Source organism: Polaribacter sp., from assembly GCF_051251875.1.
Lineage (GTDB): Bacteria > Bacteroidota > Bacteroidia > Flavobacteriales > Flavobacteriaceae > Polaribacter.
This window is the reverse complement of record NZ_JBPOGL010000023.1, coordinates 1-14770: the sequence shown is the minus strand read 5'-3', so window position 1 is coordinate 14770 and position 14770 is coordinate 1. Positions and strand designations below refer to the sequence as shown.

Here is a 14770-nt window from a genome sequence, read left to right as displayed (position 1 = left end):
GAAGACTGTCTAAAAAAGTATTCTCAAATCACCTTGTAAAAAAGATATTAAAAATTTTTGTGGTAACATTAAATTAAGAATTACTGGACATAAAAAAACCTTGAGTACATACCCAAGGTTTATAATATATTAAAAAGAAGTTCTATTACTTAGCTACATTTACAGCTCTAGTTTCTCTAATTACAGTTACTTTTACTTGACCAGGATAGGTCATATCATTTTGTATTTTTTGAGAAATGCTAAATGATAATTCTGCGGCTTTGGTATCATTAACTTTACCACTTTCTACCATTACACGTAATTCACGTCCTGCTTGAATTGCATAGGCTTTTTGTACCCCTGAAAATCCAAAAGCAATTTCTTCTAAATCTTTTAAACGTTGAATATACGAATCTAAAACTTGACGTCTTGCACCAGGTCTTGCGCCAGAAATAGCATCACAAACTTGTACAATAGGTGATAATAAACTCAACATTTCTATTTCATCATGGTGCGCACCAATAGCGTTACACACCTCTCCTTTTTCTCCGTATTTTTCTGCCCATTGCATTCCTAAAAGAGCATGTGGTAATTCGCTTTCAGCATCTGGTACTTTACCAATATCATGTAATAAACCTGCACGTTTGGCCATTTTAGCATTCAATCCCATTTCTGCAGCCATAATACCACAAAGGTTGGCAACTTCACGCGAGTGCTGTAATAAGTTTTGACCATAAGAAGAACGGTATTTCATACGCCCCACTATTTTTATTAATTCTGGATGCAATCCATGAATACCCAAATCTATAACAGTTCTTTTACCAACTTCTATAATTTCTTGAGTAATTTGTTTCTCTGTCTTTTTAACAACTTCTTCAATTCTTGCTGGGTGAATTCTACCATCTGTAACCAATTTGTGCATAGACAAACGTGCAATCTCTCTACGAACAGGATCAAAACAAGAAAGAATAATTGCTTCTGGCGTATCATCAACAATAATTTCTACACCTGTTGCAGCTTCTAATGCTCTAATATTACGTCCTTCTCTACCAATAATTCTACCTTTAACATCATCAGATTCTAGGTTAAATACAGATACGCAATTTTCTACAGCTTGTTCTACTCCCACTCTTTGAATGGTACCTAAAACTACTTTTCTAGCTTCTTGTTCTGCTGTTAATTTTGCTTCTTCTATAGATGTTTGTACAAAAGCCATGGCTTCTGTTTTGGCTTCATCTTTTAAAGAAGTTACCAATTCTTTTTTAGCTTCTTCTGCAGACAAACCAGATATTTGCTCTAACATATCTACATGACGTTTGTGCATTTTATCTAATTCAGATTCCCTTTTATCTAAAACATCTAATTTTTTATTAAAAGACGCTTCTTTTTGGGCCAAAGAATTGTTAAGTTTTTTATTTTTATCTACCTCAGAAGCAACTTGAGACTCTCTATCTCTTATTCTTTTTTCAACATCTGAAATCTTTTTTTCTCTTGATAAAATTACTTTTTCGTGTTCAGATTTTAATTCAATAAATTTTTCTTTTGCTTGTAATATTTTTTCTTTTTTAATTGATTCAGCATCAATATTTGCTTCCTTTATAATTGAGGCAGCTTCTTTTCTTGTACCGCTAATTATTTTCTTCCCTTTTGATTTTTCCATTGCTTTTGCAATTAAAAAACCTCCAACAATCCCTATTAAAACCCCCAATAAAATGGGAACTATCATTCCATCCATAATTTAAATTTAGTATATAAAAAAAGCCTACATCAGTTGGGTTTTTAAACTCCAGTTATGGTACTTATAGGATTAACTAACTGTTCAAGGATCCACCTAAAATACTGAAACGAGTTCAGCACTAGTGGCTTGCTTTAGTAGTTAAGACTCATCCTTCATAATTGAATCGTGTTGAGTTTAATAAACAAATTACTAACGTAGGCAGTGTGTTGTTAATGTATTTTAAAGAACTTATTCTAAATGTGTATTTATTAAATTTGTTAACTCATTTAATTTTTCTATTTCATCTTTGCGAGAACTTTCTTTTTCTATAGCTGCAATTTCCATTTTAGAAGCAAATTGTAATGCACACATAGCTAAAACATCTTGTTTATCACTAACGGCATAATTTTGCTCAAATTTAGAAATTAACGTATTTATAGCATTAGCAGCTTTACGCATACCTTCTTCTTCTTTGGTGTTTCGTACATTTAACGGATACGTTCTGCCTGCTATAATGATATTAACTTTTAAATTTCCCACAATTTAATGAACTTTCACTTTATTCTTGTAATTGAATGATACATTTATCAATTTCTCTGATTAAAGTATTTATTTTGAGTTTTGTGTCTCTTGTATTTGTACTACTGCCATCTATAGTTTTTGCAATTTTTAGCAAATCATACTCTTCATTCTTTTTTGCTAATAATTGTTCTTTTTCTAAAAGCTTTTCTTGCAATTGAGTGCTATTTTGAAGCAATATTTCATTTTCTTTTTTTAAAAATTCATAATTAGAAAGTAAGTTTTGTAACCTAATCTCAAGTAAATGAATTGCTTCTAATGTATTACTCATATAACTTTTCAGAATAAAACTATATCTACAAAGTTAACATTCTGTTTTAAACTTTACAACATTTTATCACTTTTTTAATAATAGATTGATTTTTAGTAGATTATAGAAAGAATGATTTTTACTATTTTTACATCAAAAATAACAGCTTTTGAAAACAATAATTGCATTCCTTTTTATTTTAATTACTTCATTAAATTACGCGCAAGAGAAATATCCCACAAATTATTTTAGAAGTCCGTTAGACATTCCTATTGTGCTATCTGGCACATTTGGCGAGCTGCGTAGCAATCATTTTCATTCTGGAATGGATATTAAAACACAAGGTAGACAAGGCTTAAAAGTATATGCAGCGGCAGATGGATATGTTTCTCGTATTAAAGTCTCTCAATATGGTTACGGAAAAGCACTGTATGTTACGCATCCAAACGGATTTACAACTGTATATGGACATTTAAGCAACTATGCAGACAAAATTCAAGAATATGTAAAAGCAATTCAATATAAAAAAGAAAATTATGAAACCGGTAATTTATTTTTTAAGAAGGATAAATTTCCGGTAAAAAAAGGAGAGATTATTGCTTTTTCTGGAGACACTGGTGGTTCTGGTGGTCCACATTTACATTTTGAGGTAAGAGATACATCAACAGAAAATGTTATTAACCCAATGTTTTTTGGTTTGCTTGTAGAAGATACAAAAACACCTACTATTCAAAAATTAAAAGTTTACCCGCTAAGTGTTGATGCAAGAATAAATAAGCAAAATAATATTTTATCAATTCCTTTTAAAAATAATGGAAATGGAAATTATATTGCTGATAGAATAACTGCACATAGTGCCATTGGCTTTGGTGTAAGTGTATTTGATCAATTAAACAAAGCGCCTAATAAAAACGGAATTTACAGCCTAGAAATGCTGGTTAATGGTAAACGTCATTATTATCATGATTTAGAAACTTTTTCTTTTGCTGAAAGTAAATTTATTAATTTGCTAATAGACTATCGTTATTTTAAAAAATATAAAAGTAGAATACAGAAAACGTTTGTATCACCTGGCAATAAACTTTCCATTTACGAGAAATTAATAAATAATGGTAAAATTAATATTGAAAACGGATTAAATTACAACATACAAATTATTGCAAAAGATTTTAATGGCAACACAAGTTCTATTAAAATTCCTGTAGTTGGTAAAGAGAACAATGCATTATTTTCTTCTCAAAAAGATACCACTGACTATAAAATTATTGCTCAAAACTTTCATAAATTTCATAATAAGAATGTCACTATTGCTTTTCCTAAAAACACTTTTTATGAAAATGTTTTTCTAGATTTTAAAGTAGATAATAACATTGCTAAAATCCATACACCCACGATTCCATTGCACAAAAGTTATACAATTACCTTTAATGTCTCTAAGTATACAGAAGCAGAAAAAAAACAGTTGTATATTGCCAATGTAGACAATGTAAAGTACCCATATTACCAATATACCAGAAAAAAAGACAGCACTTTTTATACTACAACAAAAGCTTTAGGCAAATATAGTTTACTGTCTGATAAGCAAAAACCTAAAATTAAACTACTTTACATTAAAGATAACCAATGGATTTCTAAAGCAACAACGCTTAAAGTAAAAATAACAGATGTTGGTTCTGGTATTAAAGACTATAGCGCCAGCATAGACGGAGAATGGATATTAATGGAGTACAATCATAAAAAAGCCCTATTAACTTATAATTTTAAGGATAAAAAATTGGTTGGTAGCAAACATATCTTTAAAATTGTAGTCTCGGACAATGTAGGGAATACCAAAGAACTTTCTACAACGTTTTATAAAAAACAAGTAAACTAAACACGTGAAAAAAATTTTATACTTTTTGTTACTAATTCCAAGTTTTTTAGTAGCTCAAAAAACCACTATTCTTAAAGGTATTGTTAAAAACAAACAAAAAGAACCTATAGAAAATGTTTCTGTAAAGTACAATAATGTGGGTACTACAACCGATGAAGATGGTAGGTATCAAATTAGAGTGCCTTTTAAAGAAGAAATTACTATTGTTTTTAGACATATTTCTTACAGAACACTTTCTAAAAAATATATTGCAAGCAGCAGAAACGGAGTTCGATACTCTCCCACCTTAACTGCAAAAACAGAAAATTTAGACGAAATAATTGTAAAAGACAATCACAAAAAAGCAGAAGGTCTTACAAAAATTGATGCAAAAATAGTACAGAATGTTATTGGTGCAAATGCCGGTGTAGAAAACATTTTAATGACCTTGCCTGGAGTAAATAATAATAATGAACTAAGTACGCAATACAATGTTAGAGGTGGTAATTTTGATGAAAACCTAGTGTATGTAAACGGAATTGAAATTTACAGACCTTTTTTAATTCGGTCTGGGCAACAAGAAGGTTTGAGTTTTATCAATTCTAATATGGTACAGAATATTAATTTTTCAGCTGGAGGATTTCAAGCAAAATATGGCGATAAATTATCATCAGTATTAGATATTACATATAGAAAACCTGTAGAAATGGCAACCACTATAGATGCTAGTTTGTTAGGTGGTGGTGTTACTTTTGAAAATCAATTTTTAAATAAAAAACTAAGCACCATAACAGGTATTAGATACAGAGACAACAGTCTTTTTGTAAATAGTAAACAAATTGAAACCAATTTTAAACCGAAGTTTACAGATGTACAAACCTTTTTATCATACGAATTTTCAGAAAAATTTACGCTTAATTTTTTAGGAAACTTTTCTTTAAACAACTACAATTATACACCTATTTCTAGAAGTACTCGTTTTGGTACTGTTGCTGATCCGTTAGAGTTAACCGTTTTTTATGACGGACAAGAAGAAGATAATTATTTAACCCTTTTTGGTGCTTTGTCTGCGGATGTAAAAGCAACAGAAAATTTATCTTTTACAGGAACCGTTTCTAGATACAATACGCAAGAAGAAGAACATTTTGATATTGCAGCAGCATACCGTTTGGGTGAAGTTGACACCAATATTGGCTCAGAAAATTTTGGTGATGTAGAGTTTTCTCAAGGAATTGGTTCACAATTAAATCATGCTAGAAATGATTTAGATGCTTTAATTACCAATGCACAAATTAGAGGAACCTTAAAAATAGAAAAACAGCAAATTAATTTTGGTATAAAATATCAACAAGAAGATATTAGAGATAGAATTAGAGAATGGGAAGTAATAGATTCTTTAGGGTTTTCTATTAGACCACCGGGCTCTTTGGGTAATAATCAACCTTACCAACCTTTTACAGGGCCAATTACTCCTTATCAAAACATACAGGCAGACAATAATGTTCGCATTAACAGACTTTCCGGATTTGTACAATACAACAAACGTGTATTCTTAAACGATCATGAAATTTGGTATAATGTTGGTGTTAGAGCCCAAAATTGGAATGTAAACTCTGATGGAAATTCTTCTAAAAATCAAACAATAATTAGTCCAAGAGCACAATTTGCCATCAAACCTAATTGGGAAAAAGACATGTTGTTTAGAGTTTCTGGTGGATGGTATTCTCAACCGCCTTCTTACAGAGAATTAAAAGATTTTAACGGAAATATTAATGTGGATGTTAAAGCACAAAAATCAATTCACCTAGTTGGTGGTATGGATTATAGTTTTAATATGTGGGAAAGACCTTTTAAATTAACTTCTGAAGCTTATTTTAAAGATTTGTCTGATGTAAACTCTTATACCGTAGATAATGTAAGAATTAGATACAGAGCAGATAATGTAACTACAGCATATGCTTATGGTTTAGATTTGCGCTTAAATGGTGAGTTTGTGCCTGGCAGCGAAAGCTGGATAAGTTTAGGGTTCTTAAAAACGGAAGAAAATATAGACAATCAAGGATATATTGCAAGACCGTCTGATCAACGGGTAAAATTGGGAATTCTTTTTCAAGATTATGTACCTAATTTACCAAAGTTAAAAGCCTATCTAAATTTAGTATATAATACAGGAGTTCCTGGCGGATCTCCTTCGTATGCAGATGTGTATCAGTTTCAAGAAAGATTACGAGATTATAAACGTGCAGACTTAGGTATTTCTTATGTTTTAACAGATGCAAATAACCGCGTTACTGAAGGTTGGTTGTCTAAATTTAAAGAATTAACTGCAGGTTTAGAGCTTTTTAATATGTTTGACATTCAAAACTCAATTACCAATACTTGGGTGAGAGACGTTTATTCTAAAACCCAATTTGGAATTCCGAATTACATGACTGGCAGAGTTTTAAACTTTAAAGTTGCCATGAAGTTTTAAAAACAGAATACGTTAAAAATCAACAACCAGTATTGAGTGCATTACAAAAAAGAAAAAGAACTTTCAAAAACATTACATATTTCTGAAAGCTCTTTAAAATCTCATAAAAGAGATTTGTTTGAAATAACAAATACCAAAAACACTCCTGAATTAATTAAATTTGGCATTCAACAGGGTATCATTATTTCTTAACCCAAAATCTGAGCCGCATGTGCTTTGGTTTTTACTTTTAAAATAATGTCTTCAATAACACCATTTTCATCAATAACAAAAGTAGTTCTGTGAATACCATCATATTCTTTCCCCATAAATTTCTTTGGTCCCCAAACATTAAAAGCCTCAATTACAGCTTTATCTTCATCCGCTAAAAGCGGAAAAGGCAACTCGTTTTTATTAATAAAATTTTGTTGTCTTTTAGCAGAATCTGCACTTACTCCTAAAATAGCATATCCTTTTGCTAAAAAAGATTGATAATTGTCTCGTAAATCACAAGCTTCATTAGTACAACCAGGTGTACTTGCCTTCGGATAAAAAAATAATACTAATTTTTTTCCAACATAATCAGATAATTTAATCGTATTTCCTAAATTGTCTTTTGCTTCAAATTGTGGAGCATTATCTCCTATTTTTAGTGATGTCATTTTTTTTTATTTAAGTTACAAAGATACAAAGTAACAACGTTTTTTTTAAGCCTAAATACATACAGGTTTCAATTTTAACTTTGTAACTTTGAAATCTAGAAACCTTGAAACTTTGCCACTAAAAGAAATGACCAAACAAGAAAAAGTACAATTTGTAATTGATACACTTCAAGAAAAATATCCAGAAATCCCTATTCCTTTAGATCATAAAGATCCTTATACCTTATTAATTGCTGTTTTGTTATCTGCACAATGTACAGATGTTAGGGTGAATAAAATTACGCCATTATTGTTCGCTAAAGCGGATAATCCTTTTGATATGGTAAAAATGTCTGTAGAAGAAATTAAGGAAATTATTAGACCTTGTGGTTTATCTCCAATGAAAAGTAAAGGAATTTACGGTTTGTCTAAAATTTTGATAGAAAAATACAATGGCGAAGTTCCGCAAAGTTTTGAAGGTTTAGAAGAATTACCAGCCGTTGGTCATAAAACAGCAAGTGTGGTTATGAGTCAGGCTTTTGGTGTTCCTGCTTTTCCGGTAGACACACACATTTTAAGATTAATGTTTCGTTGGAATTTAAGCAACGGAAAAAGTGTTGCTCAAACAGAAAAAGATGCAAAAAGACTTTTTCCTAGAGAACTATGGAACGATTTACATTTGCAAATTATTTGGTACGGAAGAGAATATTCTCCGGCGCGTGGTTGGAATTTAGAACAGGATATTATCACCAAAACAATTGGTAGAAAATCAGTTTTAAACGATTATTTTAAAAAATAATTAATGGGCATTAAACCCATATTCTCGTTGAAACTTACAAATTCTAAATCGATATTTTTGATACCGTTTTTAAAGATCCTTCTTCATCAATATTTGTTAAAATAGCAGAGAACATTACGGCATACTACGGTGAATTTAAAGATGCTGCTTTCATAAATAAAGTTCATATTTTGTTTCAGGTAAATTCATATCATCACTTATAAATTTCTTAACAATTTTAAAATTCAATTTTTCTAAAATTTTAGTTGAGGCCCTGTTTTCATCAGCAACATAAGCAACTAACTTGTTAATTTTTAAAGTTTTACAATACATAATTAAACCTTCACAAATTTCTGTACCATAACCATTTTTCCAAAACTTTTCTAAAAGTCTATACCCAATTTCATCATCAATATTGTCTTTAACCAAAGCCACGGTTCCTATAAATTGATGGTCTTGTTTTCTTAAAATAGCATAAATCCAAAAATCATTCTTTGAAACTTTATATCTAGAAATTAACTCCTTTAATTCTTGTTCATTTTCTTGTAAACTCTTTACTTCTCCTGTTGCATATTTTAAAACCAACGGATTACTTTCTAGCTCATGAAAAGGGACTAAATCTTCAAGAATAAGTTTTCTAACAAATAACCTATGGGTTTTAAAAATCATCAACAGAAATTATAAATTTAGATACTCAAATATACAAGAATGTATTTAGTAAAAAAGTAGTTTTTTAAACCATTAAAAAAAACAACCTTTTACTTTTTATAAAAAAAATGCTAAAGACTACTCTATTGTTTAGTTTCTTTATATTCGCATATAATTTTTTTCTTTAAGACTATGAAACATTTTGATGTTGCAATTATTGGCAGCGGCCCTTCTGGCGCTTCTACCGCTTTTTATTTAGGAAAACAGGGTATTTCTACAGTAATTATAGAAAAAGAAACTTTGCCACGCTATAAAACTTGTGGTGGTGGTTTTGTAAATAGAGGTAGAAAAATGATGCCTTTTGACATTTCTGAAGTAATAGAACGTGAGTTTTTTACCGTTGATAGTTACTTTAATAATAACAACAATATTTGTTATAAATCTAGTAAAAACAAACCCATTATAAGCATGATTATGAGAGATGCTTTTGATAATTTAATTGTTAAAAAAGCAAAAGAATTTGGCGTAACTTTATTAGAAAATCATACCTTAAAAAGCTTAAGTTTTGTTGATAAAAAAACTATTTTAACCACTTCTGAAGGAGCTATTTCTACCAACTTTGTAATTGCTGCCGATGGCGTTTTAAGTCCAACTGCTAAAATGGCCGGTTGGCAAAAGGACACCAGAAAATTAATACCTGCTTTAGAATATGAAGTTCAAGTTTCTGAAGAAGATTTTATCCGTTTGTCTAAAAATGTACGTTTTGATATTGATGCTGTTCCGTATGGGTACGCCTGGTGTTTTCCTAAAAAAAACCATTTATCTTTAGGTGTTTTAACTACAAAAAAAGGTAAAATAAACCTGAAAGAATATTATAGAAAATACCTACAAATGCTAGGTATTAAAGAAGTTATAAAAGAAGAAGCACATGGTTTTCAAATACCTGTGGCACCAAGAACAGATGGTTTTGTAAAAAACAATGTTTTTTTAATTGGCGATGCGGCTGGCTTTGCAGAACCCATAACAGCAGAAGGAATTTCTAATGCCATTTTAAGCGGAAAATATGTGGCAGAAGCAATTATTGAAAGTAATTTTGAAACAAAATTAGCAGAAAAAATATACTTAGATAAACTTCAAATAAAACTATTGCCCGAATTACACTCTGGCGTAAAACTCGCAAAATTTTTCTATCATAAAAATCCGCTTAGAAACTATCTATTAAAAAAAGAAGGTCAGCGTTTTAGTGATATGATGGTAGATATTTTACATGGCGACAAACCTTTTCCTGTAAATGTTTCTGAAAAACTAAAAACTAAAATTAAAGAGAAACTCTTTTAGTTTTATCACTGATAAACAATACTTAAAGTAGTAATTTTTATTTTACTAAATAACTTACAATCAATTTTCTAAGTATTGCAGGTTCTGCTTCAAAAATTATCAATTAAATTGTAAATTTGCAATCCTTAATTATACATACATGAATGCAGATAAAAAAGTTGCTTTTTATACTTTAGGATGCAAATTAAACTTTTCGGAAACTTCTACAATTGCTCGTAATTTTGTGAGCGAAGGTTTTAAACGTATAGAATTTGAAGAAGCGGCAGACGTTTACGTTATCAACACTTGTTCTGTTACAGACAATGCAGACAAACGTTTTAAATCTATTGTAAAAAATGCATTGAAAAAAAATGAAGATGCTTTTTTAATTGCTGTAGGTTGTTATGCGCAATTAAAACCAGAAGAATTAGCAGCTGTAGATGGCGTAGATTTGGTTTTAGGTGCAACAGAAAAATTTAATGTAACTAGTTATATTAACGATTTAACAAAAAATAACATTGGTGAAATTCATTCTTGTGAAATTGCCGATGCAGATTTTTATATTGGCTCCTACTCTATTGGAGACAGAACTCGTGCCTTTTTAAAAGTGCAAGATGGTTGCGACTATAAATGTACCTATTGTACAATTCCGTTAGCAAGAGGAATTTCTAGAAGTGATACTTTAGAAAATGTGTTGCAAAATGCCAAAGAAATTTCATCTAAAGGAATTAAAGAAATTGTTTTAACTGGTGTTAATATTGGCGATTATGGAAAAGGAGAATTTGGAAATAAAAAGCACGAACATACTTTTTTAGAACTGGTAAAAGAACTAGATACAATAGAAGGCATTCATCGTTTGCGAATCTCATCTATAGAACCTAATTTACTAAAAGATGAAACCATAGATTTTGTCTCAAAATCAAATTCATTTGTACCTCATTTTCACATTCCGTTACAATCTGGTAGCGATGAATTATTGAAAAAAATGAAACGTAGATATTTAACAAATACCTATACAAATAGAGTTTCTAAAATTAAAGAAGTAATGCCAAACGCGTGTATTGGTGTAGATGTTATTGTTGGTTTTCCTGGAGAAACAGATGAATTATTTCTAGAAACCTGCAACTATTTAAATGAAATGGATATTTCGTATTTACATGTATTTACCTATTCTGAAAGACCAAACACAGAAGCTGTAAATTTAGATGGCGTTGTTCCTAAAAAAGTACGTGCAAAACGCAGTAAAATGTTGCGCGGTTTATCTGCAAAAAAAAGACGTTCGTTTTATGAAGCGCAACTTGGCAATACGTTAACCGTATTATTCGAAAATGAAAATAAAGAAGGTTTTATACAAGGATTTACAGAGAATTATGTAAAAGTAAAAACCCCTTGGAATCCGGCATTGGTAAATACCTTACACAGCATTACCTTAACAGAAATTGATGAAGATGGTTTGGTAAGGTTTAATTTTGTGAATGAAGTTGTAACTTTATAAAAAAATCTCTCATGAGAATACTTTTATGTTTTTTTTTCTTTTTGATGTTCAGTTGTAATACAAAAACACAAAAAAAAGAAGAAATCTTACCTCCAGATAACAGTGAGTTAAAAGATGTAGAAGTTGTAAAAAAAACAGCTTATCAAGAAGTTATCGTAGTTCTAAAAAACGCAAACAACCTCGAAAATGCGAAAGCATTTATTAGCTCAAAGAACCTAAATTGGGAAGAATTGGTCATAAACACTCAATCTCTAAAAGCCGTATTACTAAAAGTTCCGTTAGAAAAAAGATACTATTGGATTGATACTTTAAATGCTTCTGGCCTATTTTATTCCATAGATTTTAATGACAAAAAAACAATTAAACAACTAAAAAAAGAAATAGAAAACACCTTTGTAAAGTTAATTAAAACTCCATGTAATGGAGATTGCCCTGTGTATGATGTACTTTTTTTAAATGACGGAAAAGTACTTTTTAATGGCATTGCAAATGTACTTTTTGAAGGAAAAAAAGAACTCACACTTACGGAAAAAGAGTTAGAGAAAATAAAATATTTATTTAAACAAACTATTTTTAAAGACTATAAAACTTCTTATTTAGACAAGACTATAAAAGGACTTCCGGGAGTTATTATTACACATAAAAACAAGCAAGTTGAAATAAATCTTTGGAAAAATGTACCTATTCGTTTGGCCATTGCTCATGAGTCTTTAGAAGATGTTTTACTAAAAAATAATTTAATAGAATAAATGGAAAAAATTCATATTTATTTTATGCCAGGTTTAGCAGCTAGCCCTGATATTTTTGAAAATTTAAAATTTTCTTCTGAAATGTATGAACTTCATTATTTAACCTGGAAAATACCACTAAATCTAGAAGAAACTATTAGCAATTACGCCAAGAGAATGTGCGAAGATGTTAAAGTTAAAAACCCCGTGTTAGTTGGTGTTTCTTTTGGAGGAATACTAGTGCAAGAAATGAGTAAATTTTTAAAGCCAAAAAAAATTATTATTATTTCTAGTGTAAAATCTAGAGATGAAATGCCTAAAAAATTTAAACTAGCAAACTACACCAAAATATATAAAATTTTTCCGACCAAATTGGTGGCTAATTTTGAAGATTATGCAGCCTTTTTCTTTGGTGAATCGCTTAAAAAAAGAGCAGATATGTATAAAAAATACCTTTCTGTTAGAGACACCACATATCTAGATTGGTCTATTTCTAATGTATTAAAATGGAATCCTGAAAAACCATTGACAAATCTTGTTCATATTCATGGTACTAAAGATCCTGTTTTTCCTATAAAACATATAAAAGACGTTATTAAAATAAACGGAGGAACACATATTATCATATTATCTAAAGCGAAGAAGATCTCAAAAATTATTGACGAAATCTTAACAAATTAATCCTTTAGTTTTTATATCTTTATAATTCGTTACAGAAATCCAATAAAATTGATTCTGAAATGAAAATTCTTGTACTATTTTGATATAAATTCTATCGAAAACTAATTTAGAAACAAAAAACCAATTCTTAACGCTTTGCTATTTCGGTTATTTAAAAGCGCACTTTTCATTGATAAATTATCTTGATTTTACCTGAAATTCATTAAAACACACAATAAAACCTTCTATTATATAAACTATAAAATATCATGAAAAAGCCAGTACGTATTTTATCACTTCTAAGCATTACAATTGTAACTTTACTCTTTTTAAATGGAATAAATAAAACAGCAGTAGACAAAAAGCAGAGTTCAGAACTTGAAAAAGAAAATGAGTTTAATACTCACATTAATTACAAAATTAAAGCGCTAAAACTACCAGAAGATTTAAATCTTGCCGGAGAAAGAGTTCCTTTAGAAAAAGGAGATATAAGAGAACGAATGGATAGAGAACTTTTAGTAAATACCTATTGGCAATCTAACGGTTTATTATTGTTAAAAAGAGCCCATAAATACTTTCCTATTTTAGAACCTTTACTTAAAAAATACGGTTTACCAGACGATTTTAAATATTTGGCAATGGCAGAAAGTGCTTTTATTGATGAAACTTCTTCCGTTGGCGCTGCGGGTATGTGGCATTTTATGAAAGCCACCGGAAAAGAGTATGGTTTAGAAATAAATAGTAATGTAGATGAACGTTACAATATTGAAAAATCTACCAAAGTAGCTGCAGAGTATTTAAAGAAATCTAGAGATCGTTTTAATTCTTGGACCTTAGCGGCCGCTGCATATAATGCCGGTAACTATGGTGTTTCTAAAAGATTGAAAGCGCAAGAAGTAGATAGTTATTATGATGTTAAACTTGCCAATGAAACAGAAAGATATGTATTTAGAATTATTGCCTTAAAAGAGGTTATTTCTAATCCAAAAAAATATGGTTTTGTTTATGAACAAGAAGATTTATATACATTACCAAAAACTAGAACTATTAAGGTTGATACAGAAATTCCGAATATTACAACTTTTGCTAAAAAATATGGAATGACGTATAAAGAATTTAAAATTCACAATCCTTGGTTAAGAGAAAATAAATTGAATAATAAAAGCAGAAAAGTTTACGAAATTAAAATACCTATTTAATAAGCAATTCCTTATTCTATAATATTTTTAATTCTGCCAACAATACCAGATTCTAATTGAACTTTTATTCCGTAGGGATGATTTGGAGATTTTGTTAAAATTTTAGCAATTATCCCTTCGGTTAATTCACCCGTTCTTTGATGTGATTTTTGTATAACTTCTACAAACAATCCTATTTTAACGTTTTTTCTTTGTCTTCCGTCTTTCATAATTTTAGCTGTTTAAAATACAAACATAAAAAAAAGCCTATCAAAATTGATAGGCTTTAAATAAAAATTTAACTAGTAATAAATATATATTATAATACTCTTACGTTTACTGCGTTTAATCCTTTTTTTCCATCTTGTAAGTCAAATTCAACTTCATCGTTTTCACGAATTTCGTCAACTAATCCTGACACATGTACAAAATGTTCTTTGTTTGATCCTTCTTCAGTGATAAATCCAAATCCTTTAGATTCATTGAAAAATTTTAC

16 protein-coding genes are annotated in these 14770 nt (G+C 29.8%); 9 read left to right on the top strand and 7 right to left on the bottom strand.

Features of this window, described 5'->3' with window-relative positions:
- Positions 1–145 precede the first annotated feature (145 nt).
- From rny to ACSHW5_RS11020, 3 genes are all read right to left on the bottom strand, one after another.
- A complete protein-coding gene (rny, locus tag ACSHW5_RS11030; protein WP_435676187.1) occupies positions 146–1705 on the bottom strand; it encodes a ribonuclease Y in 1560 nt (519 codons plus the stop codon).
- A gap of 240 nt (positions 1706–1945) precedes the next feature.
- Positions 1946–2236 carry a cell division protein ZapA gene (locus ACSHW5_RS11025; protein WP_435676186.1) on the bottom strand — a complete coding sequence of 97 codons (291 nt, stop codon included), beginning with the start codon at positions 2234–2236 and terminating at the stop codon, positions 1946–1948.
- A 19-nt stretch (positions 2237–2255) separates the two neighbouring features.
- Positions 2256–2546, bottom strand: coding sequence for a hypothetical protein (locus ACSHW5_RS11020; protein WP_435676185.1), 291 nt, complete (start codon positions 2544–2546; stop codon positions 2256–2258).
- A 148-nt stretch (positions 2547–2694) separates the two neighbouring features.
- On the opposite strand from ACSHW5_RS11020, the gene ACSHW5_RS11015 reads away from it, so the two are divergent.
- The 3 genes from ACSHW5_RS11015 to ACSHW5_RS11005 are packed head-to-tail and all read left to right on the top strand — an operon-like array spanning position 2695 to position 7042.
- On the top strand, positions 2695–4398 hold the full coding sequence (locus ACSHW5_RS11015) for a M23 family metallopeptidase (RefSeq protein WP_435676184.1): 1704 nt from the start codon (positions 2695–2697) through the stop codon (positions 4396–4398).
- 4 nt (positions 4399–4402) lie between these two features.
- Complete coding sequence (locus tag ACSHW5_RS11010) at positions 4403–6850, top strand: TonB-dependent receptor (protein ID WP_435676183.1); 2448 nt, start codon at positions 4403–4405, stop codon at positions 6848–6850.
- 36 nt (positions 6851–6886) lie between these two features.
- A complete protein-coding gene (locus ACSHW5_RS11005; protein ID WP_435676182.1) occupies positions 6887–7042 on the top strand; it encodes a hypothetical protein in 156 nt (51 codons plus the stop codon).
- Here the strand turns inward: ACSHW5_RS11005 and bcp are convergent.
- Positions 7039–7491 (bottom strand): thioredoxin-dependent thiol peroxidase, encoded by a 453-nt coding sequence (gene bcp / locus ACSHW5_RS11000; protein WP_435676181.1) that lies wholly within the window; start codon positions 7489–7491, stop codon positions 7039–7041. The two genes, ACSHW5_RS11005 and bcp, sit on opposite strands and share 4 nt — an antisense overlap.
- A 127-nt stretch (positions 7492–7618) precedes the next feature.
- Here bcp and ACSHW5_RS10995 point away from each other — a divergent pair, with 127 nt between their 5' ends.
- Positions 7619–8269, top strand: coding sequence for an endonuclease III domain-containing protein (locus tag ACSHW5_RS10995; protein WP_435676227.1), 651 nt, complete (start codon positions 7619–7621; stop codon positions 8267–8269).
- A 150-nt stretch (positions 8270–8419) separates the two neighbouring features.
- Here ACSHW5_RS10995 and ACSHW5_RS10990 read toward each other — a convergent pair whose 3' ends face one another.
- Complete coding sequence (locus ACSHW5_RS10990; RefSeq protein WP_435676180.1) at positions 8420–8917, bottom strand: GNAT family N-acetyltransferase; 498 nt, start codon at positions 8915–8917, stop codon at positions 8420–8422.
- A gap of 171 nt (positions 8918–9088) precedes the next feature.
- Here ACSHW5_RS10990 and ACSHW5_RS10985 point away from each other — a divergent pair, with 171 nt between their 5' ends.
- From ACSHW5_RS10985 to ACSHW5_RS10965, 5 genes are all read left to right on the top strand, one after another.
- Entirely contained in the window at positions 9089–10234 is a 1146-nt protein-coding gene (locus ACSHW5_RS10985) for a geranylgeranyl reductase family protein (RefSeq protein ID WP_435676179.1), read from the top strand.
- Between the two features lie 139 nt (positions 10235–10373).
- The gene (gene mtaB / locus ACSHW5_RS10980; protein ID WP_435676178.1) at positions 10374–11708 is read left to right on the top strand and encodes a tRNA (N(6)-L-threonylcarbamoyladenosine(37)-C(2))-methylthiotransferase MtaB; all 1335 of its coding nucleotides are present in this window, start codon (positions 10374–10376) and stop codon (positions 11706–11708) included.
- Between the two features lie 11 nt (positions 11709–11719).
- Positions 11720–12457: a DUF6438 domain-containing protein gene (locus ACSHW5_RS10975; protein ID WP_435676177.1), complete on the top strand. Its 738-nt coding sequence runs from the start codon at positions 11720–11722 to the stop codon at positions 12455–12457.
- The gene (locus ACSHW5_RS10970; protein ID WP_435676176.1) at positions 12458–13117 is read left to right on the top strand and encodes an alpha/beta hydrolase; all 660 of its coding nucleotides are present in this window, start codon (positions 12458–12460) and stop codon (positions 13115–13117) included.
- A 248-nt stretch (positions 13118–13365) separates the two neighbouring features.
- Positions 13366–14295: a lytic transglycosylase domain-containing protein gene (locus tag ACSHW5_RS10965; RefSeq protein WP_435676175.1), complete on the top strand. Its 930-nt coding sequence runs from the start codon at positions 13366–13368 to the stop codon at positions 14293–14295.
- An 11-nt stretch (positions 14296–14306) separates the two neighbouring features.
- Here ACSHW5_RS10965 and ACSHW5_RS10960 read toward each other — a convergent pair whose 3' ends face one another.
- Both ACSHW5_RS10960 and ACSHW5_RS10955 read right to left on the bottom strand, forming a co-directional pair.
- On the bottom strand, positions 14307–14504 hold the full coding sequence (locus tag ACSHW5_RS10960) for a YwbE family protein (protein ID WP_435676174.1): 198 nt from the start codon (positions 14502–14504) through the stop codon (positions 14307–14309).
- Between the two features lie 89 nt (positions 14505–14593).
- The coding region (locus ACSHW5_RS10955; RefSeq protein WP_435676226.1) for a cold-shock protein at positions 14594–14770 on the bottom strand (177 nt) is incomplete at its 5' end.

What these genes read in the sequence shown, in the direction of transcription:
- ACSHW5_RS10965 (WP_435676175.1), top strand. Translation starts at nt 13,366, where the DNA reads ATGAAAAAGCCAGTACGTATTTTATCACTTCTAAGCATTACAATTGTA.
- ACSHW5_RS10970 (WP_435676176.1), top strand. Translation starts at nt 12,458, where the DNA reads ATGGAAAAAATTCATATTTATTTTATGCCAGGTTTAGCAGCTAGCCCT.
- ACSHW5_RS10975 (WP_435676177.1), top strand. Translation starts at nt 11,720, where the DNA reads ATGAGAATACTTTTATGTTTTTTTTTCTTTTTGATGTTCAGTTGTAAT.
- ACSHW5_RS10960 (WP_435676174.1), bottom strand. Translation starts at nt 14,504, where the DNA reads ATGAAAGACGGAAGACAAAGAAAAAACGTTAAAATAGGATTGTTTGTA.
- ACSHW5_RS11020 (WP_435676185.1), bottom strand. Translation starts at nt 2,546, where the DNA reads ATGAGTAATACATTAGAAGCAATTCATTTACTTGAGATTAGGTTACAA.
- mtaB (WP_435676178.1), top strand. Translation starts at nt 10,374, where the DNA reads ATGAATGCAGATAAAAAAGTTGCTTTTTATACTTTAGGATGCAAATTA.
- ACSHW5_RS10985 (WP_435676179.1), top strand. Translation starts at nt 9,089, where the DNA reads ATGAAACATTTTGATGTTGCAATTATTGGCAGCGGCCCTTCTGGCGCT.
- rny (WP_435676187.1), bottom strand. Translation starts at nt 1,705, where the DNA reads ATGATAGTTCCCATTTTATTGGGGGTTTTAATAGGGATTGTTGGAGGT.
- ACSHW5_RS10990 (WP_435676180.1), bottom strand. Translation starts at nt 8,917, where the DNA reads ATGATTTTTAAAACCCATAGGTTATTTGTTAGAAAACTTATTCTTGAA.
- ACSHW5_RS10995 (WP_435676227.1), top strand. Translation starts at nt 7,619, where the DNA reads ATGACCAAACAAGAAAAAGTACAATTTGTAATTGATACACTTCAAGAA.
- bcp (WP_435676181.1), bottom strand. Translation starts at nt 7,491, where the DNA reads ATGACATCACTAAAAATAGGAGATAATGCTCCACAATTTGAAGCAAAA.